This is a genomic window from Nocardia sp. NPDC058114 (genome assembly GCF_042884695.1).
In the GTDB taxonomy this organism is placed as follows: Bacteria; Actinomycetota; Actinomycetes; order Mycobacteriales; family Mycobacteriaceae; genus Nocardia.
Genome location: NZ_JBHVTK010000007.1, coordinates 358554 through 377575 on the forward strand (window position 1 = coordinate 358554; position 19022 = coordinate 377575).

Annotated in this window: 19 protein-coding genes; 12 read left to right on the top strand and 7 right to left on the bottom strand. The window is 66.3% G+C overall.

The window, feature by feature from the left end; translation table 11 throughout:
* The first annotated feature begins 37 nt into the window (after positions 1-37).
* Positions 38-472, top strand: coding sequence for an ester cyclase (locus tag ACFVVI_RS25955; protein WP_378991573.1), 435 nt, complete (start codon positions 38-40; stop codon positions 470-472).
* 211 nt (positions 473-683) lie between these two features.
* Here ACFVVI_RS25955 and cutA read toward each other — a convergent pair whose 3' ends face one another.
* A complete protein-coding gene (gene cutA / locus ACFVVI_RS25960) occupies positions 684-1055 on the bottom strand; it encodes a divalent cation tolerance protein CutA (RefSeq protein WP_387447249.1) in 372 nt (123 codons plus the stop codon).
* A 174-nt stretch (positions 1056-1229) separates the two neighbouring features.
* Here cutA and ACFVVI_RS25965 point away from each other — a divergent pair, with 174 nt between their 5' ends.
* Together ACFVVI_RS25965 and ACFVVI_RS25970 are read left to right on the top strand one after the other, a co-directional pair.
* Positions 1230-2093 (top strand): hypothetical protein, encoded by an 864-nt coding sequence (locus ACFVVI_RS25965; protein WP_387447251.1) that lies wholly within the window; start codon positions 1230-1232, stop codon positions 2091-2093.
* Positions 2069-3364: a hypothetical protein gene (locus tag ACFVVI_RS25970; RefSeq protein ID WP_387447253.1), complete on the top strand. Its 1296-nt coding sequence runs from the start codon at positions 2069-2071 to the stop codon at positions 3362-3364. The genes ACFVVI_RS25965 and ACFVVI_RS25970 overlap by 25 nt, the downstream gene beginning before the upstream one ends.
* Positions 3365-3406: 42 nt before the next feature.
* Here the strand turns inward: ACFVVI_RS25970 and ACFVVI_RS25975 are convergent, their stop codons facing one another.
* Positions 3407-3952, bottom strand: a complete 546-nt coding sequence (locus ACFVVI_RS25975; RefSeq protein ID WP_387447255.1) for a GNAT family N-acetyltransferase — start codon at positions 3950-3952, stop codon at positions 3407-3409.
* 34 nt (positions 3953-3986) lie between these two features.
* On the bottom strand, positions 3987-5384 hold the full coding sequence (locus ACFVVI_RS25980) for an ATP-grasp domain-containing protein (protein ID WP_387447257.1): 1398 nt from the start codon (positions 5382-5384) through the stop codon (positions 3987-3989).
* Positions 5385-6345: 961 nt separating this feature from the next.
* Here ACFVVI_RS25980 and ACFVVI_RS25985 point away from each other — a divergent pair.
* The 4 genes from ACFVVI_RS25985 (at position 6346) to ligA (ending at position 12172) form a co-directional block, all read left to right on the top strand.
* Positions 6346-7566, top strand: a complete 1221-nt coding sequence (locus tag ACFVVI_RS25985) for a cysteine desulfurase family protein (RefSeq protein ID WP_378991581.1) — start codon at positions 6346-6348, stop codon at positions 7564-7566.
* The gene (gene mnmA, locus ACFVVI_RS25990; RefSeq protein WP_378991583.1) at positions 7566-8684 is read left to right on the top strand and encodes a tRNA 2-thiouridine(34) synthase MnmA; all 1119 of its coding nucleotides are present in this window, start codon (positions 7566-7568) and stop codon (positions 8682-8684) included. Before ACFVVI_RS25985 ends, mnmA begins: the two co-directional genes overlap by 1 nt.
* Positions 8685-8885: 201 nt before the next feature.
* The gene (locus ACFVVI_RS25995; protein ID WP_387447285.1) at positions 8886-9944 is read left to right on the top strand and encodes a methionine synthase; all 1059 of its coding nucleotides are present in this window, start codon (positions 8886-8888) and stop codon (positions 9942-9944) included.
* An 89-nt stretch (positions 9945-10033) separates the two neighbouring features.
* A complete protein-coding gene (gene ligA, locus ACFVVI_RS26000) occupies positions 10034-12172 on the top strand; it encodes an NAD-dependent DNA ligase LigA (RefSeq protein ID WP_387447258.1) in 2139 nt (712 codons plus the stop codon).
* 15 nt (positions 12173-12187) lie between these two features.
* Here the strand turns inward: ligA and ACFVVI_RS26005 are convergent, their stop codons facing one another.
* Positions 12188-12541 carry a hypothetical protein gene (locus ACFVVI_RS26005; protein WP_358105177.1) on the bottom strand — a complete coding sequence of 118 codons (354 nt, stop codon included), beginning with the start codon at positions 12539-12541 and terminating at the stop codon, positions 12188-12190.
* Between the two features lie 202 nt (positions 12542-12743).
* Here ACFVVI_RS26005 and ACFVVI_RS26010 point away from each other — a divergent pair, with 202 nt between their 5' ends.
* From ACFVVI_RS26010 to ACFVVI_RS26020, 3 genes are all read left to right on the top strand, one after another.
* On the top strand, positions 12744-13922 hold the full coding sequence (locus tag ACFVVI_RS26010) for an ATP/GTP-binding protein (protein WP_378991587.1): 1179 nt from the start codon (positions 12744-12746) through the stop codon (positions 13920-13922).
* A 20-nt stretch (positions 13923-13942) separates the two neighbouring features.
* The gene (locus tag ACFVVI_RS26015) at positions 13943-14287 is read left to right on the top strand and encodes a hypothetical protein (RefSeq protein ID WP_378991589.1); all 345 of its coding nucleotides are present in this window, start codon (positions 13943-13945) and stop codon (positions 14285-14287) included.
* A 70-nt stretch (positions 14288-14357) separates the two neighbouring features.
* Positions 14358-14873, top strand: a complete 516-nt coding sequence (locus ACFVVI_RS26020) for a GNAT family N-acetyltransferase (protein ID WP_378991590.1) — start codon at positions 14358-14360, stop codon at positions 14871-14873.
* 5 nt (positions 14874-14878) lie between these two features.
* Here the strand turns inward: ACFVVI_RS26020 and ACFVVI_RS26025 are convergent, their stop codons facing one another.
* On the bottom strand, positions 14879-15529 hold the full coding sequence (locus ACFVVI_RS26025) for an amino acid-binding protein (RefSeq protein WP_358105186.1): 651 nt from the start codon (positions 15527-15529) through the stop codon (positions 14879-14881).
* A 299-nt stretch (positions 15530-15828) separates the two neighbouring features.
* Between ACFVVI_RS26025 and gatC the strand changes: the two genes are divergently transcribed.
* Positions 15829-16125 carry an Asp-tRNA(Asn)/Glu-tRNA(Gln) amidotransferase subunit GatC gene (gene gatC, locus ACFVVI_RS26030; protein ID WP_101466314.1) on the top strand — a complete coding sequence of 99 codons (297 nt, stop codon included), beginning with the start codon at positions 15829-15831 and terminating at the stop codon, positions 16123-16125.
* Entirely contained in the window at positions 16122-17609 is a 1488-nt protein-coding gene (gene gatA / locus ACFVVI_RS26035; RefSeq protein ID WP_378991592.1) for an Asp-tRNA(Asn)/Glu-tRNA(Gln) amidotransferase subunit GatA, read from the top strand. Before gatC ends, gatA begins: the two co-directional genes overlap by 4 nt.
* Before the next feature lie 84 nt (positions 17610-17693).
* On the opposite strand, the gene ACFVVI_RS26040 is transcribed toward gatA, so the two are convergent.
* Together ACFVVI_RS26040 and ACFVVI_RS26045 are read right to left on the bottom strand one after the other, a co-directional pair.
* Positions 17694-18125 (bottom strand): SRPBCC family protein, encoded by a 432-nt coding sequence (locus tag ACFVVI_RS26040; RefSeq protein WP_378991594.1) that lies wholly within the window; start codon positions 18123-18125, stop codon positions 17694-17696.
* A 40-nt stretch (positions 18126-18165) separates the two neighbouring features.
* Positions 18166-18927, bottom strand: coding sequence for a hypothetical protein (locus tag ACFVVI_RS26045; RefSeq protein ID WP_379317129.1), 762 nt, complete (start codon positions 18925-18927; stop codon positions 18166-18168).
* Positions 18928-19022: the final 95 nt, after the last annotated feature.

Genomic DNA, 19022 nt, shown 5'->3' on the forward strand with positions numbered 1-19022 from the left:
TTCGCCGGTTCGGCGTCACTACCAGTTAGGAAACGCCATGTCAGAGCAGAACAAGGCTTCAGCCAAGCGCATCTTCGACGCGTGGAACTCGCGAGACCTCGATGTCTTCGACGAAATCATGGCCGACGACTGCATCAACCACGATCCGCAGAACCCGTTCGCCGAGGTCCACGGCCCCGAAGGCCTCAGGCGGCTCGTGCAGATGTATCTCGCCGCTTTCTCGGATCAACGGTTCCTGATCAACGAACAGATCGCCGAAGGCGACTTCGTCACCACCCGATGGACGGGAACCGGAACCAATGACGGCGAGATGATGGGTATGCCCGCCACCGGCAAATCGGCGGTTGTTCAGGGAATTACGATCAATCGCTTCGCGGACGGCAAGATCATCGAGAGTTGGGCGTCCTGGGACACGCTCGGGATGATGCAGCAACTCGGCGTAGTCCCGTCGGCGCACTCCGCGACAACCTGATTCGTGACGTGGGAGACCGCACCCACGCAACTTCCGGGCCCCCGGCTACCTCGCCCCTGGGATTCGTGATGAGGGAACGGATCTCCGGGGCCGATGGTGGGTCTGGGTCTGTACCCGAAACGGACCCAGAAAGAGGTCGCGCAGCTCTGCGCCGGTAGGGGCGACACCGGCCGACCCGGACTTCTAGCCCGCGCCACAGCGGCGCGTGCGCCTATTCCTGTGGCACTGTTGGGCTTTCGACCCACTGGGCGTATGTTTCGGTCGTCCAAGGCATCGGTGTCGCGCTGATCTCGGGTCCGCTCCACGGATGCGACTCCGCGATGCGCTCGGCCAGACGGTCCCGACCAGCCGCAGCGACGCGGAAGATCAACCGCCACTCCGGACCGGTGCCGACAGCGTTCGTGTTCGCTCTGCAGTTTGTGTGAAACCTGTTCCGTACGTCGCGCGCACCCGCTGTCCGGGCCCCGCGCTCTCGCGTCCGCGCGCAGTCGGGCTGGCGGTCGCACTTGTGGAATCCAGGCTGTTCACACGATTCGTGTGTCGATATCTCGAAACATGCACTCCCGCAGCGCAATTGGGTCATACTATTGAGGGATACCCAGGCGGACTCTCAACTCGGGGCGGGCATATGCAATCGATACCGAATTCGCGAGTTCCTATCTATGTCGGGAAGCGACTGTTCTTGGGCCGCACCGACTTGGTGGTCTCTTTCTACACTCGGAAATGTCAGTTCGAGTGCAGCTATTGTGCGTTGCCGATGAGGTCGTCAACCAGTACGGTCTCGGTTGCTGATCTCAATGAGCAGATCACCGGGGTGTTCGACGACCACCAGCACCATATCGGCACGTTCCAGCAATTCTCATTCGGAAACGAGGGATCGGTACTCGACCCGACACGCTTCCATTCGTACTCTCTCCATCACCTGCTCGACCATGCGGCCAGCATGGAAAGCCTAGAGGTGTTATCGCTCGAAACACGCCCGGAGTACATAAGCCGGGGTCGTCTGATCGATGTGCGTGCCCGCACGACCGCATCGGTAATTGATCTGACCGTCGGTTTCGAAACCCAGGACGACGAAGTACGGCAGGTGACACTTCGGAAGAAGATCAGCCGACGAATGTTCGAGGACCGCATCGCCCTGCTGGGCGAGCTCGGTATGCGGCTCACCTCTTACGTCCTGATCAAGCCTGCGCCACGTATGAGCGAGGAACAGGGGGTAGCGGAAGCGATCGCGACTATGGAGTATCTCGGTGAGATATGTGATCGGCACGGTGTCGATTTGGTCATCTATTTGACCCCGACCTACATCGCCCAGGGTTCACACCTTCAACGTGTAAGCCGGCCGGGAGACTGGGTACCGCCGAAAATTCAAAGCATCTACCGGATTGCGGTCGCCGGGCACCGTATGGGCCTTCCGGTTTACACCGGGCTGTGGAGCGAGGGGCTCGCTGACGAAGAGAACGATTTCCGGGGGCACACCGATTATGATCCCAGCTTGCGCCTGGCTATGGTCAACTTCGACCGCACCGCCGACCCGTCCTATTTGGAGCCCTACTCACATTTGCTGGAGCACACGGACGAAGACGGGGAGGCGGCGTGCGCCCGTATCGGGAACTCTTGAGACATCTCTGCGAGCACGAGCCCGGCAGACTGGCGTCGCTTCCCCGAACGCTTGTCCTACGCGAAGCATCATGGCTCCTCCGCCACGACGACAACTACATTCTCCAACAGCTCGCCGCGCGCACCGATGTATTGACCTCGCTCGATCCACTCGAGCTCGCCGCCGCTAGAGATCGTGCCCTGAGAGACTGCCGAGCCGACGATTTCTGTTTCCTGTACGGCGTACTGCCCCACAGCGGTGACATGGCTCCCGAGTCGCTGGCCGAGGCGTATCAGGCATTGGCCAAGCGCGGCAACGTCACGGGGATCGAGGATATTTCCAAGATGACCGGCGTGCTGCCACGGATCAGCGAGGAAGCCGCCCGATGTAGTTACGACGTCCTGGTTTCGACGGGTCGTCTCGGTGCCGCAGACTACGTCCGGCAGCTCTCCGGCGTGCCGGTAAGATTCAGCGTTGAGGCTGGTCGAGCAGGATTGCGAACGCTGCTCCGCGCAGGACGGTACGCCACCGTGACCGAATTGCTTCGGTCTTTTCCGAACGAGCCGATCGGCGAGCTGCGGCAGGACGAGTTGGCGCGGGCATTCGACCGGGCATTCGCGGAACGGCAGCTGAGAGAGTTGGCCGCAATGGTCAAGTCCTCGGGCCGATCAGGTCCCGTCACCGATTTCGCCGCACACGCCAACGAGCTTCTCCGTGCAGGTCGTGTCGCGGAAGTTCCCGCGCTGTTCGCTCTCTGCGTGGATGCGCCCACAGTGATTTCTCCGGAGCTTCGGGCCAGGCTGGTCGCCGCGGAAGACGCAGACATTTTTCGCTTTCTTCTTCAATTCGACACCGACCCGGAATTGCGGCGGGCATATGCCGCGACTGCGTATCGGATAGGCGTTCAGGCGAGGGATCGTGTTGTTGTCCGTCTCGCCTGCGAGCGCGGCGGACACCGGCTGCGTACGAACGATTGCACCACGCTGCTCGATGAGGCAATGATCGACATCGACCCGGACTGGATCCGGTTCGCCAGCAAGAACCTCGGCCGGTTGCCGACTCTCGACTCCGACGCGGTCCAGCTTTTCCTCGCGTCGATTGTCCAGGCCGAGCACGCAAGTCTGCCGGAGATGGAGCGCATGCTCGATGCGACACTCGATGAGCCGCTCCGCCTGTGGCTGGCGGCGTCGATGGACGCCGAGTTCGATCTCGCGGACCTTCTGGTGAGGGAGTTCGGCATTCACCTCGTCGGCGCCGACCAGGACTGGGACCGAACGCTTGTCCAGGACTGAAATCGGTTCACAGGTCACTGGAAATCGGTAGCGTTCGCGCTATTACACACGGTGGTCATCATCGCGGTTGGCAAAGATCGGATGCGCGGCTTCCAGCGGCCGACGCTGGAAGAGCGCGCTGGACGGGAGGTCGTCACGGGCGATCGCCCGGACAAGTGTGAAGCCAAGCCGTCGATAATAGTCCTGGAGTGCGATGTTGGTCGTCCAAACATCGCATCGATACCATGAGACTCCTATGTTGGCGGAGCGATCAAGACCCCACTTCAAGAGCTGAGCCCCCAAGCCGCATCCGGCATGAGACCGGCGGACTATCAGCCTCTTCAGGTAGGACGCCGACTCTGCCTGCTCATCCGCTGTCCACAGCAGGGGGTCTGGGCGGGAATCGATCGTGATAGTTGCGACAGTCTCCGATCCTTCCCGCAGCATCCATGTCTCGCCGGCCTCGATTCCCGCAAGCACATGTGTCCGGAAGCCATCAGGTTCCACTGACCACTGGTCGGTTCCGAGTCGGCGAAGCCACGCGGCCGCCTCGGATCGCATTGCTAGCACCTGTTCCACATCCGACGATACGGCGCGATCGATTATCATTTGCAGCTCCTCAAATCGCTCTCCCATCGGGGAGTTATCGCACATCGAATAACGGGAGTTCAGTCAGCGAGGAAGTTATCACTCCGTCGGCTTCTGCTGCCAAGGCGCGCGTGAGCAGGTTGAACCTGGACTGAAGCGACGCCAGCTTGCTCTTCAGCAGTGCGGTCTCGGTGAACTCACACGTAACAACGACGTCATGAAACTCCCGGCCCCGAAATGTGAAGCTCCGCGTCCTGACCAGACCGAAATCTAGCTCCAAAGCATAGACCAGCTCATCGGTCAGCCGTAGTACCGGGAACTGAAATGCGCTGCGCATCCTTCGCTCCCCGGAACGCGCGTACTCCTCTGTCCAATTGCCTAAGAGCATTGCGACCAAGCATCCATATGTGTCACAGTCGGAGGCTGCGATGGACAGTGTCGTCGTTCCGGACAGCCGTGGATTGATCTCGATTACCCGATATGTATTCTCGACGTAGATCATCTCTACCTCTATTACGCCCTCGACGCCGAGTGTGGTGCACATTGTTCGCAGCCGAGCGGCGATTGGAGCGAAAGTATCGTCCGCTTCTCGACGTGGTATGCAGTAACGAAAACGATCGGACGCCATGAAGGGCGGTGCTGATCCGGTTTTCCCTTTCCAGATAAGCGGCTGGATAATGTAGGACCCGTCATGCCCGACGATCTCGACCGAGCACAGTTCACCTTCGAGGCACTGCTCCAGAACCGCGTTGCCGTCATACGGCTCTTGAAGGTAATTTATCAATGCGAGTTCGTTCTCGATGAAACATATCCCGTTGGCGCCGCAATCCCACAGGGGCTTGACCAGCAACGGGAACCCGAGTTCCAATGCCCGACGCCGCACGTACGCTGGGTAGCCGTAAACAGCAGGGCCCCGACCGTTCAGGAGGTCCCCGTCGATGAGGATTCCGTCGGATGCCTCGATCCCGAACCTGCGGACGACTTCCTTGGTGTCCCATTTGCTGCTGAACATCCGGATCACTTCCGGACGGTGCATAATCATGGGTATTCCGCGGTCGGCGAGATGATCTTTCACCACCGCGTCACGCATCGTTTCCTGATCGTACATGGGGAGCGAAATTACGCCATCCGCACCCCACTCGAGAAGTTTGTCGACGAGTTGGTCGCAGTCCATTCCTGGCTTCAGTTGCTCCGCTTCGACAGGAAAATCTTGTACTCCACGCTCATTTTCGATGAAGAACAGCTTTGCCGTGATCTCTGCACCAAGCCGAGATAGCGCCACATCGAGATAGGGGGCAGACCAATGGAATTCGTCAGTATAGAGAAATGCGATCCGCTTCATCGAGTCACCGACCCCTCGCATACCCGCGGCGGCAACAGGTTGGCCGCGGTGTGGCACCGCGTCCGCGGCTTCCGCCTGAGTCACCTTCACCATTGGTGTCAGGAAGATCATACCGTCATTGAGATCGGTGGATCCTCTTTTGCGGCAAGGTATTTCGATATCGCGAACGGGGTCGGCCCCGGCATGGACAAGGTGATGCGGGCATACCGGGCCCACGTCCCAGCGCGACCCAGAGGTCCAGGCCGGATCGACCGGCCGGCAACAACTCCGTCGCCGAGGACGCCCATGTCCGGCGTGACCAGCTGCGCCTCGTGCAACCGGCGGCACGCCGCGGCCATCCCGGGAGGCTGGCTTGAACACGCCTCGGCCTCCTCACATACCGCGAACCAGGCCCTGAAGATGCCGCCGAGCTCGTCCCGTAGTTCTGGAGAGGCGACCCCAAGACCGCGACAAGCTTGTACGAATCTCCGCGTTCACCTGCGTGACCTGCGGCCGAAGGCGATTTCGGAACTTCCGTCGGCGCAACGACAGCCCGCGTACGAGATCAGTAGTCGGCCCGACCTCCGATCACTGCAGATCGTCGGTAACCGTTAGTCATGAAGTGCGGTCGCAGAGCATCTAGGCCGCTGTATGTGATTTGGGTGGCCCACGTGGCACCCCGGTCGGATCCGGTCGGATATCCCGCAAGGTGGCGAGTGGAGTCGGCGTTCGTGGCAGCTCGTTGGTCCTCGACTCTGGGCGATGCGAGCCCTCGATGCAGTGGAGCAGGGCAGCCGAACGATCGTGCGGGGACCGTGAGCGACAGGAGTCCAGCAGTCGTTGTCGTGAATTCGAAGGGAGCGGATGGCCCCGGATGCGATGCCTCGGACGAGTCGCACCGGGTGGAGTAACGATGCTGACGCGCGTTCCGTGCCTGCTCTGGCGTGGTTGAAGACCTGGTGTGGGGCGCATTGGGGAATATTCGGCAGCTGCGCTCGGGTTGAAGATCCTGGGTAAATCGTCGAAAAATCGTAGGAAGCAGGGGTGGACCCCGAAGATGACCAGGTCAGCGGTGGTATAGGCTTTGTCGGTCATGAAGTCGGCTTATTCGGGTCCGGTCAGCGGTGCGCCCAAGACGGTCTACCTCGATCACGCGGCGACCACTCCGATGTTGCCCGCCGCCGTCGAGGCGATGACGGCTGCCCTCGGGGCGGTCGGCAACGCGTCCTCGCTGCACGGTTCGGGGCGGGCGGCGCGGCGGTCGCTGGAGGAGGCGCGCGAGTCGATCGCGGCTGATCTGGGTGCTCGGCCGTCCGAGGTGATCTTCACCTCCGGGGGCACCGAGAGCGACAATCTGGCCGTCAAGGGGATCTTCTGGGGGCGCAGGGCGGCGGATCCGCGGCGTACCAGGATCGTCACCAGCTCGGTCGAGCATCACGCGGTGCTCGACGCGGTCGAGTGGCTCGAGAAGCACGAGGGTGCACAGGTCAGCTGGCTGCCGGTCGACGCCGAGGGTGTCGTGTCGCCGCAGGTGTTGCGTGAGGTACTCGCCGCGCATGCCGATGAGGTGGCGCTGGTCAGTGTGATGTGGGCCAACAACGAGGTCGGGACCATCGAGCCGATCGCCGAATTGGCCGCTGTCGCACAGGAATTCGACATCCCGATGCACAGCGACGCCATTCAGGCGGTGACCCAGATTCCGGTCGACTTCGCCGCGAGCGGGCTGGCCGCGCTGAGCGTGGCCGGACACAAGGTCGGCGGTCCGCACGGGATCGGCGTACTGCTGCTGGGTCGAAGCGTGCCGTGTGTGCCGCTGGTGCACGGCGGCGGGCACGAACGCGACCTGCGCTCCGGTACCTCCGATGTGGCCGCGGCGATCGGGATGGCCGCCGCGCTGCGCGATGCCGTCACCGACCTGCCCGGGCGCGCTCAGCGATTGCGGGCGTTGCGCGACGAGTTGATCGACGGCGTGCGGGCCGCGGTGCCGGATGCCGTGCTCAACGGGCCCGCGCAACGACTGCCCGGCAACGCTCACTTCACGTTCCCCGGGTGCGAGGGTGACTCGCTGCTCATGCTGCTCGACGCCGCCGGTGTCGAATGCTCCACCGGTTCGGCCTGCAACGCGGGCGTCGCCTCGCCCAGCCATGTGCTGATCGCGATGGGTGTGCAACCGTGGCAGGCGCGCAGTTCGCTGCGCTTCACGCTCGGTCACACGTCGACCGGAGCCGATGTCGAAACACTGTTGACCGTGCTGCCGCAGGTCATCGATCGGGCCAGGGCCGCAGGCCTGGCCGGCGCTAGAGGAGGTGCCTGATGAGAGTTCTCGCCGCGATGAGTGGTGGTGTCGATTCCGCGGTGGCCGCGGCGCGGGCCGTGGACGCCGGGCACGAGGTGGTGGGGGTGCATCTGGCGCTGTCGGCCAACCCGGGCACGCTGCGCACCGGGTCGCGGGGTTGCTGCTCCAAGGAAGACGCCGGTGACGCGCGTCGCGCCGCCGATGTGCTCGGGATCCCGTTCTACGTCTGGGATTTCGCCGATCGGTTCAAGGAAGACGTGATCGACGACTTCGTCGCCGCCTACGCCGCGGGGGAGACCCCGAACCCGTGTCTGCGCTGCAACGAGAAGATCAAGTTCTCCGCGCTGGCCGATCGCGCGCAGGCGCTGGGCTTCGACGCGGTGGTGACCGGGCATTACGCGCGGCTCGACGAGGGCGTGCTGCGTCGTGCTGTCGACGCGGACAAGGACCAGTCCTACGTGTTGGCCGTGCTCACCGCCGAACAGCTCGCGCGGGCGATGTTCCCGGTCGGCGACACCCCCAAGCCGCGGATCCGCGAGGAAGCCGCCGAGCGGGGGCTGGCGGTGGCGAACAAGCCCGACAGCCACGACATCTGTTTCATCCCGTCCGGGGATACCCGCGCCTTCCTCGGTGCCAAGATCGGCATCCGGCCCGGTGCGCTGGTCGATTCCGACGGCACGGTGCTCGGTAGTCACGAGGGTGTGCACGGGTTCACCGTCGGTCAGCGCAAGGGCCTCGGCCTGAGCCACACCGCCGCCGACGGCAAGCCGCGGTATGTGACCGGGATCGATCCCGATTCGGGGACCGTCAAGGTCGGTTCGGTCGAGGATCTACAGGTCGACATCGTCACCGCCGACCGCGCGATCTGGACTTCCGGCGTGCGCCCGGCCTCGTCGGTCGAATGCGTCGTGCAGGTGCGCGCGCACGGCGGGACCGCGCCGGCCGTGGTCGAGCCCGAGGGCGACGGTTTCGTCGCCAGGTTGCGTGAGCCGCTCACCGGCGTCGCGAAGGGCCAGGCCATCGTGCTGTACCTGCCCGATGCCGACGGCGGCGACACCGTGATCGGCAGCGGCACCATCAACGGCACCGACCGTGCCGCGGGCATCGAGTCCGATTCGTCGGCGGCGTCAGCCTGATCGTGTCGTGGCGGGTGCGCCGGCGGTCGGCGCGCACGGCAGGATGACGGGTGACGGCCCGCGCCGTGGTGCGGCGCACGGTTCGTGGTGGTCGATGCCGATCCGGTGTGGACCACTGACCCAGACGACACGAAAGGTGTTGAGCGCGTGACGTTGTGGCGTGGTAGTGAGCAGTCCGGCGACCCGGCCGCGGCGGAGCCGGTGGACTTGCTCGCCGGGGCGTTCGCCACCGGTCTCGGTTCCTGGCCGGGCACTGATCCACTCGAGGCGGCGACCACCATCGTCGGTGAACTGCCGGAACTGCCCCACCTCGTCGAACTCCCCGAACGCGGGATCGGCACCGACATGATCGGACGCGCCTCCGCGCTCCTGGTGGATCTGCGGTTCGACGCGACCACCCGCGGTTACCGGCTCGCCGACCGCCCGGGTTCGGTCTCGCGGAAGGCCCGCGACTTCGTGCGCGTCGATCTCGACGCGATCGAGGAAGCCTGGGAGACAGCGGGTCTCGTCGGTTCCGGCCGGGCGATCAAGATCCAGTCGGTCGGACCGCTCACCCTCGCCGCCGAGGTCGAACTGCCCGGCGGCCATCGCATTCTCACCGATCGCGGTGCGCTGCGCGACCTCACGGACTCGCTGGCCGAGGGCCTGGCCCTGCACGCCGCCGAGATCGGAAAGCGACTCGGGGCGAACGTGGTCGTGCAACTGGATGAACCGCAGTTGACGACGGTTCTCGACGGATCGCTGACCGGCCCGAGCGTGCTCAACACCGTCCGCGCGCTGCCCGGTCCGGAGGCGATCCACTTTCTCGACGTCGTGATCAACGCCCAACCGGGACCGGTCATCCTGCACACCTGCGCGGCCCGCCCGGCCCTGCCCACCCTGCGCCGCACGGCGGCCGCCGCTCTGTCCTTCGACGCGTCGGCCATCAGCACCGCCGACTTCGACGACATCGGCGAAGCCGTGGACTCCGGCAAGAAGCTGGCCCTCGGACTCGTCCCCACCGAACCGCCCACGAGCCCGCTCACCTGGCGCACCGCCGCCGAGCCCGCGGTCCGGCTCGTGGACGATCTCGGCTTCCCTCGTGCGGCCCTCACTCGAGTCCTGGTCACCCCGACCTGCGGTCTGGCGGGCGCTCCGCTCGCGTGGTCTCGCAAGGCCCTTGCGCTGGCCGCCGACGTTGCCCGCGCTTTCGCCGAGGACCCGGAGTCGCTCACCGTCGAGCGGCCGGAACAGTCGCGCTCGGGCCGCGGTCGTCGGTGACGTAGTTCCCGCCGATCTCCACGAAATCTCGTCTTCGCACGGCTGCGACGTGCATGGATGTGTCGGTGGGCTCGACTAACCTCTGGTGGGTGAGTGACAGCGACAGCGCGGTATCTGTGAGTGCCGAAGCGGCTACGCCCGAGCAGCGGGTGCAGTGGCAACAGTTGGCCGACGAGGTGCGTGGGCATCAGTTCCGCTACTACCTGCGGGACGCACCGATCATCACCGACGGTGAGTTCGACGCGTTGCTGCGCGCATTGCAGGCTCTCGAGGACGCGCATCCGGATCTGCGGACTCCCGACTCGCCCACGCAGCTGGTCGGCGGCGGATTCGCGACCGAGTTCACCGCGGTCGATCATCTCGAGCGGATGCTGTCGCTGGACAACGTGTTCGACTACGACGAACTGCGCACCTGGGCGAGCAGGGTCGAAGCCGAAACCGGGTCCGGGCTGCACTATCTGTGCGAAGTCAAGATCGACGGCGTCGCGTTGAACCTCGTGTACGAGAACGGCAAGCTGGTGCGCGGTGCGACTCGCGGTGACGGGCGCACAGGGGAGGACGTCACCCTCAACGCGCGCACCATCGAAGACATCCCCGCCGAGCTCACCCCGACCGAGGAATTCCCGATCCCGGAGCTCCTGGAAGTACGCGGCGAGGTGTATTTCCGGCTCGAGGACTTCGAGACGTTGAACGCTCAGATCGTCGCCGAGGGCAAACCGCCGTACGCGAATCCGCGCAATACCGCCGCCGGATCGCTGCGCCAGAAGAATCCCGCGATCACCGCCCAGCGTCGGCTGCGGATGATCTGCCACGGGTTCGGCCGCATCGAGGGTTACCGCCCGGCCTCCCAGCACGAGGCATACCAGGCACTGGCTGCCTGGGGCCTGCCGGTCTCGGCCCACACCCGCCTGGTCGAGGGCATCGACGCGGTCATCGAGCGGGTCGCCTACTGGGGCGAACATCGCCACGACATCGAGCACGAGATCGACGGTCAGGTGATCAAGGTCGACGAGACGGCCCTGCAACGCCGTCTCGGCTCCACCTCCCGTGCCCCACGTTGGGCCATCGCCTACAAGTACCCGCCCGAAGAGGCCACCACCACGCTGCTCAACATCGAGGTCAACGTCGGCCGCACCGGTCGGGTCACCCCGTTCGCGGTGATGGCGCCGGTCTCGATCGCCGGCTCGACCGTGTCGATGGCGACCCTGCACAATGCCGCCGAAGTGCGGCGCAAGGGTGTGCTGATCGGTGATACCGTCACGATCCGCAAGGCCGGTGATGTGATTCCCGAGGTCCTCGGGCCCGTCGTCGACGCGCGTACCGGTGCCGAACGCGAATTCGTCATGCCGACGCACTGCCCCGAGTGCGCCACCGAACTCGCCCCCGCCAAGGAGGGCGACGCCGACATCCGCTGCCCCAACCAGCGGCATTGCCCGGCCCAGCTGCGCGAACGCGTCTTCCACCTGGCCGGACGCGGCGCCTTCGACATCGAGGCCCTCGGCTACGAAGCCGCCAACGACCTGCTCACCTCGGGCGCGATCACCGACGAGGGCGACCTGTTCGCCCTCGACGCGCAGGATCTGCTCGGCGTGCCGTTGTTCACCAAACAGGACGGCACCCTCTCGGCCAACGGTGCCCGCCTGCTCGCGAACCTCGAAGCGGCCAAGGACACTCCGCTGTGGCGGGTGCTCGTCGCGCTGTCCATCCGCCATGTCGGCCCGACCGCGGCCCGTGCGTTGGCCGCCGAGTTCGCGGACCTCGAGCGCATCGAATCCGCGACAGGAGAAGAACTGTCAGCCACCGATGGTGTCGGCCCCACTATCGCCGCCGCGGTCGTGGAATGGTTCACCGTCGACTGGCATCGCGCGATCGTCGACAAGTGGCGAGCGGCCGGGGTGCGGATGGAAGACGAGCGTGACGAATCCATCGAACGCAACCTCGACGGCCTGTCGATCGTCGTCACCGGCTCCCTGCAGACCTTCAGCCGCGACGGCGCGAAGGAGGCGATCCTCGTTCGCGGCGGCAAGGCGGCGGGCTCGGTGTCGAAGAAGACCGCGTTCGTGGTGATCGGCGAGGCGCCCGGTTCGAAAGCGGCCAAGGCCGAAGAGCTGGGCGTTCAGATCCTCGACGAAGACGGCTTCCGGCTACTGCTGGAGGGCGGCCCCGACGCGGTCAGGGTCGCACCGGACGATCCGCTCGTGGCGGACCAGCCGAGCCCGGCGACGTGAACAGCCGGGTTCGCGTCAGTTCGGGGTGACGGTGACCGTGTTGCCGATCTGGGTCTTCATGTCGAACGATGCGCACTGCCCGTTGCTGAGCTCCTGGGTACGCAACGGCCGCTTCTTGATGTTGGTCTGGATCTCCACCGTCACATCGGTGCTCGCCATCGAGCACACCTTCGACACCGGTGCGTCGGTATAGGACACCGACCCCGCGCCCTGACACGAGTTGGTCGAGTTCCCCAGGAACACCCGCGCGGTTCCCGTCGGGCACGGATCGGCCAGCGCACTGGGCGCACTCACCAGCGCCGCGGGCACGAGCGCTCCCGCGGTCACCGCGGCAACGACAACTCCGCGAACAATTACCCGAACCGCCATTACGCGCACCCATCCCTCATCGCCGACCGCCGAACCTGCGACGAACCAGCCGCAGTGTCCAGCACCTTAGTGCGTCCGAACCGAACACGCGCGGGATCGGTGCTGCCGTTCACCGGATCAGGCTGCCGCGTGGGCGAGCCCCCGTGTCCCTTAGTCTTGCCAAGAATCTCGGAGAGGCGGACCCTTGCTGCGCAGTTTTCAGGTGACCAATCATGGATCGCTGGCGGAGGCTCAGCAGTTGCGGCTGACCAAGGGGGCAGGCGGGCCGTTGGCGGTGCCGGTGACCGCGGTGCACGGGGTGGCGGCGGCCGGGAAGACGAGCGTGATCGACGCGATCGGGCAGATGCGGGACGCGGTCCTGAATTCCGTGAGCGGATGGGACCCCTACGCGGGCCCGGTGCGGCGACCGCATCTCGGGTTCGCCGAGCGGCCGACGGAATTCGTCGCCGGATTCGTCGCCGAGGGCGTGCCCTACACCTACGGGTTCCGGCTCGACAACGCCGATGTGGTCGCGGAGTGGCTCTACACCCATCCACGGTCGCGCAAGCGGATCGTGTTCGAACGCCGGGGTGACGAGGTGAAGATCGGGCCGATGTTCGAAGCGGCCCGGTACGGGGTGGCGGCGCTGGTGCCGTTGCTGCGGCCGAACGCGCTGCTGCTGAGTTTGGCGGGGCAGATGTACGCCGAGGCACTCGTGCCCGCGTACCGGTGGTTCGCGGCGAATCTGACTGTGCAGCAGGGCGATGTCGACACCGACGCGCTCGCGCACGATCTCGGCAGCCATATCTCCCGCTCGCCCGACAACGCGGCGCGTCTGCTGATGCTGCTGCGCACCGCCGATCTCGGGATCGAGGATCTGCTCGTCGCCGAACACGATCCGATGTACGCGGACTACCTGCGTGATCTGGACGCCGAGATCGGCGCGCTGGCAGGCCATCTCGACCACCCCGAGCAGATTCTCGTGGATCGCGAGCTGAGCACCCTGCGCGCGGCGCGGGACGCGCTGTACCGGCGCATGGTCGACCGCCGCGGCGCGGGGCTGAGCCTGGTGCACGAGGGCATCGACGTCCCGTTCGAACTGGCCGACGAATCCACGGCCACCCGTTCGCTGCTGCGCGTCCTGCCCGCCATGCTGGAGGCTCTCGACACCGGCCAGGTGCTCGCGGTCGACGATCTCGGCGTCGGCCTGCCGGTCGAGGAGACCGACCGCCTCGTCCAGTTGTTCCAGAACCCGGAGACCAATTCCCGTGGCGCACAACTGATCTACACCACCGCCGATCGAGCGCTGATCGACCGCGGCAACGGCCGCTCCCAGCGCACCCGCACGGCGGTGTGGCAGGTGCGCCGTGCACTGGGGGTCAGCGAACTCACGCCGCTGTGAGCGGGGCATAGCATGGGCGCATGCTCGAAGTGGTGATGGCGGTAGCGCTGGTGACGATGCTGGTGGTGACGATCGCGGCCGTCGTCTCCGGACGGACCGGCCGGGGAAGGGCGAACCTCGAACACGGGTCGCTCTACGTGACCGGTGTCAGCCCGCTGCCCGCGATGACCGGCGAGCACTACGTGACGATCACCGGCACCGTCACCGGTCCGTCGATCACCGGCAAGGTCGTCTACCGCCGCTTCGCCTGGGACGCCGCACACTGGCCCGCACCCGGCGACCACCTCGCCGTGGCCTACCCACCGCACAACCCCGACGACTGGCACGCCGAGCACCCCGGCTTGCGCCCCTACCTCGGCTCTTGAGCGACCTCACCGATCTCGCCGGGCATGGGTGAGTCGGAGCTCACAAGCGTCCAGATGGGAGCATTCGGGGATGCACGGTACCGATGAGCAGACCACCGGACTCCTGATCCGCCCCGCCCACCCCGACGAATACGACGCGGTCGCCGCGCTGACCGTGGAGGTGTACGTGGGCGACGGCTATGTCCCCGACGGGGACGACTATGTGCGGGAACTCGCCGACGTGGCGCACCGGGCCGCCGAGGCCGAGGTCCTCGTGGCCGTGCACGACGGTGCGGTCGTCGGCTCGCTCACCGTCGCGAAGCCCGGCACGCCCTATGCGGAGATCGCTCAGCCCGGCGAACTCGAGTTCCGGATGCTCGCGGTATCCAAGCGGGCACGCGGACTCGGTGTCGGCACCGCGCTGGTTCGCGCCGTCGTCGACGAGGCGAGATCAGGCGGTTTCGACGCAGTCGCGCTCACCACGATGTTCTCGATGGTCGACGCCCACCGAATCTACGAGCGCCTCGGCTTCGTCGGTGTGCCCGAACGTGATTGGGCCACCCACGACGGACTGCAACTGTTCGTGATGCGGCTCGCGCTGCGCTGACCCGATCAGTTCAGGACGGTGGCGACGATGCCGGCGAGGTAGCCGAGCCGCGCCACCTCCGACGGCCGGAAGTCGGGCCCACCGGGGCGACCGAGGAGCAGTGCCCTGCCGGTGTTGCCCAGCGGCGCGGCGGCCAGCTTGGTGTCCATGTCGCGCCAGATCTCGGGCACCCATTCGGCCTCACCGTCGAGCCACATCGGCTTCTCGATGGGCATCCACGGGGCCGAACCCGCTTGTGTCTCAGGGGCACTCGGGCTACCGACGATGCGGTAGGCGCCCGCCGGGCCGAGGCCGATGATCGTGGACCAGCCGACGCGCAGCACCCGCGGGCAGCCGTCGACGAGTACCTGGAGCCGGTCGTCGCGAGCACTGGCGACCTGGTCGATCAGCTCGAGCTCGCGGTGGGTGTCGAGCACGCCGGAGTACGGGCGAATGGAGTCGACGCTCACATCGCGCACCGACTCCGCGGCGGTGATGAGGGTGTCGGGCAGTGCGCCGGTAGGCACTTCGACGACGAGATCGTCGATCGCGAACCCGGCGCCGCGTTCCACGACATCGAGCGAGAGAATGTCCGCGCCGACCCCGCCGAGGGCGAGTGCGAGGGAGCCGAGGCTTCCCGGTCGATCCGGAAGTTGCACGCGGAGCAGGTATGACACGTGCGTTCCTTTCCATAACGGCCGGGGTTGTTCGAGACGAATACCCGGTGAAGCAATACTTACACCCCTGAACGCGGGTTCTCGACCCGAAGTATGACCCCATCGGCGCGACATGCGCGAACTTTCGTGTGCGGCGGGTGCGTCCGAGCCGCGGGGGCGGGCGCGTCGAAACCGATATGACGCGCCGATCAGGCGTACCTCCGCCTGCGCTCCGGCCATGCGCAGGCTGTGGATTGCTTCGCGACCGTGTGAATTAGGCTGTACCGATACTGCCCACCGAAGCCGAAAGGGGTCCCGCGGTGCCCGCAATCTCCCGTGACGAGGTCGCTCACCTCGCCCGGCTGTCCCGGCTGGCGTTGACCGACGCCGAACTGGACCAGTTCGCCGGTCAGCTGGATTCGATCCTCAGCCACGTGCAGACCATCACCGAGGTCGCCGCCGACGTCCCCGCCACCGCGTCGCCGAATCCGACGACCAATGTGACCAGGCCCGATGTGGTCACGCCCGGCCTCACCCCCGAGCAGGCGCTGGACCAGGCGCCCGCCGTGGAAGAACAGCGTTTCCTGGTCCCGCAGATCCTGGGAGAGGGCGAATGAGCGAGTTGACGCAGCTGTCGGCTGCCGAGCTGGCGAGCAAGATCCACGGCGGCGAGGTGACCTCCACCGAGGTCACCCAGGCGCACCTGGATCGCATCGGCAAGGTCGACGGTGAGCTCAACGCCTTCCTGCACGTGGCGGGCGACGAAGCCCTCGCCGCGGCCGCCGTGGTCGACGCCGCGCTCGCCGCGGGCGAAACGCCCGCCTCGTCGCTGGCGGGAGTTCCGTTGGCGCTCAAGGACGTTTTCACCACCACCGACATGCCGACCACCTGTGCCTCGAAGATCCTCGAGGGCTGGATGTCGCCGTACGACGCGACGGTCACCGCACGGCTGCGGGCCGCGGGCATCCCGATTCTCGGCAAGACCAACATGGACGAGTTCGCGATGGGCTCCTCCACCGAGAACTCCGCCTACGGTCCCACCCGCAATCCGTGGGACACCACCCGCATCCCCGGTGGTTCCGGTGGCGGTTCGGCGGCGGCGCTGGCTTCGTTCCAGGCGCCGCTGGCGATCGGTACCGACACCGGTGGCTCGATTCGTCAGCCCGCCGCGGTCACCGCGACGGTCGGGGTGAAGCCCACCTACGGCACCGTCTCGCGCTACGGCCTGATCGCGTGCGCGTCGTCGCTGGATCAGGGTGGTCCGTGTGGTCGCACCGTGCTCGACACCGCGCTGCTGCACGAGGTGATCGCCGGGCACGACCCGCGCGACTCCACCTCGCGCAATGTTCCGGTGGCGCCGGTGGTGGCCGCCGCCAAGCAGGGCGCCAACGGTGACCTGACGGGCGTGCGCGTCGGTGTGGTGCGTGAATTGCACTCCGACAGTTACCAATCCGGCGTCATCGCCTCCTTCGACGCCGCCGTCGCGGTGCTGAAGGAACTGGGCGCCGAGGTGGTCGAGGTGTCGTGCCCCAGCTTCGAGTACGCGCTGTCCTCGTACTACCTGGTGATGCCGTCGGAGGTGTCGTCGAACCTGGCGCGCTTCGACGCCATGCGCTACGGCCTGCGCGTCGGTGACGACGGCAGCCACAGCGCCGACCAGGTGATGTCGCTGACCCGCGAGGCCGGTTTCGGTCCGGAGGTCAAGCGCCGCATCATGATCGGCACCTACGCGCTGTCGGCGGGCTACTACGACGCCTACTACGGCCAGGCGCTGAAGGTTCGCACGATGATCGCGCGCGACTTCGACGCCGCCTACGAGCAGGTCGACGTGCTCGTCTCGCCGACCAGCCCGTTCACCCCGTGGAAGCTGGGCGAGAAGGTCGACGACCCGCTGGCCATGTACCTGTCGGACCTGTGCACTCTGCCGACCAACCTGGCGGGTCATCCCGGCATGTCGGTGCCGTCGGGTCTGTCGGCCGACGACAACCTGCCGGTGGGTCTGCAGATCATGGCGCCCGCGCTGGCCGACGACCGCCTGTACCGGGTGGGCGCGGCCTACGAGGTGGCACGCGGCGCGCTGCCGACCCCGAGCGCGGTCTGAGAAATTCTCCCCGAGCGGGGCGTGCCGGTTCGAAAGAACCTGGTACGCCCCGCTTGTGGCGGTGTGCCCGCCGGTGGTGGGTGTTTACGCCACCGCGCGGCGGCCGACGCCCGCCGTCATCGCGGTGAAGCCGGCCCGCAGATGCTTGCCGAGCGCCACTGTCACCACGGGGCTGAACCAACCGGCGAGGGTGAACCGGGACTCGTAGCGGCACCGGTCGGGACCGAGGGGGACGACGGTGTGTGAGCGCAGGCTGTGCAGTGCGCCCAGCGGCACCGGCTTCATGGTGTAGCTGAACTCGACGCCCGGGGTGTGGGTACGGATCCATTCCCGCTGCGGACGACGGTTGCTGCCCAGCTGGACCCGCATGTCGATGGGCGAGCCCGGTTCCAGCGTGCTCGACGCCTCGTAGCAGAAGGTGTTCCACTCGCCGTAGCGCTCGAAATCTGTGAGCACCTCCCACACCTTCGCGGCGGGGGCGTCGATCTCGATCGTTTCGTCGATGACTAGAGACATGTGTGAAAACTAGGACATGTTCTAGTTTTCGGCAACCGCATCAGACGAAGCGCCGGCGGAACTTGCGCAGCGCGTCGATGATCACGGCCGAGGCCGCTGTCACCGCGAACAACCCGAGGACGGTGCGCGCGAGCGGCCAGAGGTTGGGCCGGTCGGCCGGGTCGGTCTGGGCGAAGACGTTCTCGACCACCGGTGCGCCGTACTCCTGACGCCGCGAGTTCACGTCCACGGCGGTGAACGCGATATCGGCCATCACGCCGCAGCGAGCCCGGGAGAACTCGTCGTCGCGCAGCTGACACGAGGCGTGGATGCGCCGGTTCAGCGCTGCGTCCACCGAGCGGCGCGCCCACCCGCCGAGGGGTTCGTCGACCCGCTCGGCGTAGCGCAGTACGTCATAGCCCAGGTCGTGCGCCTTACACGCCGACTCGAACTCGGCGGGCAGCGTCACCGGTGAGGAGCAGCCGCCGTTCGGGTTCACCAGTAAGCCGTCCAGCTGGACGGGGTCGTAACCGAACTTGTAGCCGAAATCGCGGGGGATGAGCGAGGTGGCGTCCGGGCTGTCGTCGATGAGCGCGCGGACCGCGGCGGCGGCCGCGACGTTCTCGCTGCCGGCCGGGGTGGTGCCGCCCATGGCGCCCGGTGCCGACATGACCACGGCGGCGGCCATGGCCAGCCCGGCCGTGCACAGCGCGACACCGCTACGACGGCGGTGCTGCGCGGAATCGGGGGACGGCGCGGAGGCGGCGGAATCTGCGGTACGGGCCCGAGCAGCGGCGGGTACCGGGCGAAGCGGGGTGTTCATGGCCTCCGACGGTAAGGAGCGGGTCACGCGGCGGGCATCCCGCTACGGACTTGTTTATCGGGGCGCGCGAGTGGCAGGCCCGGCGCCGGGGTCAC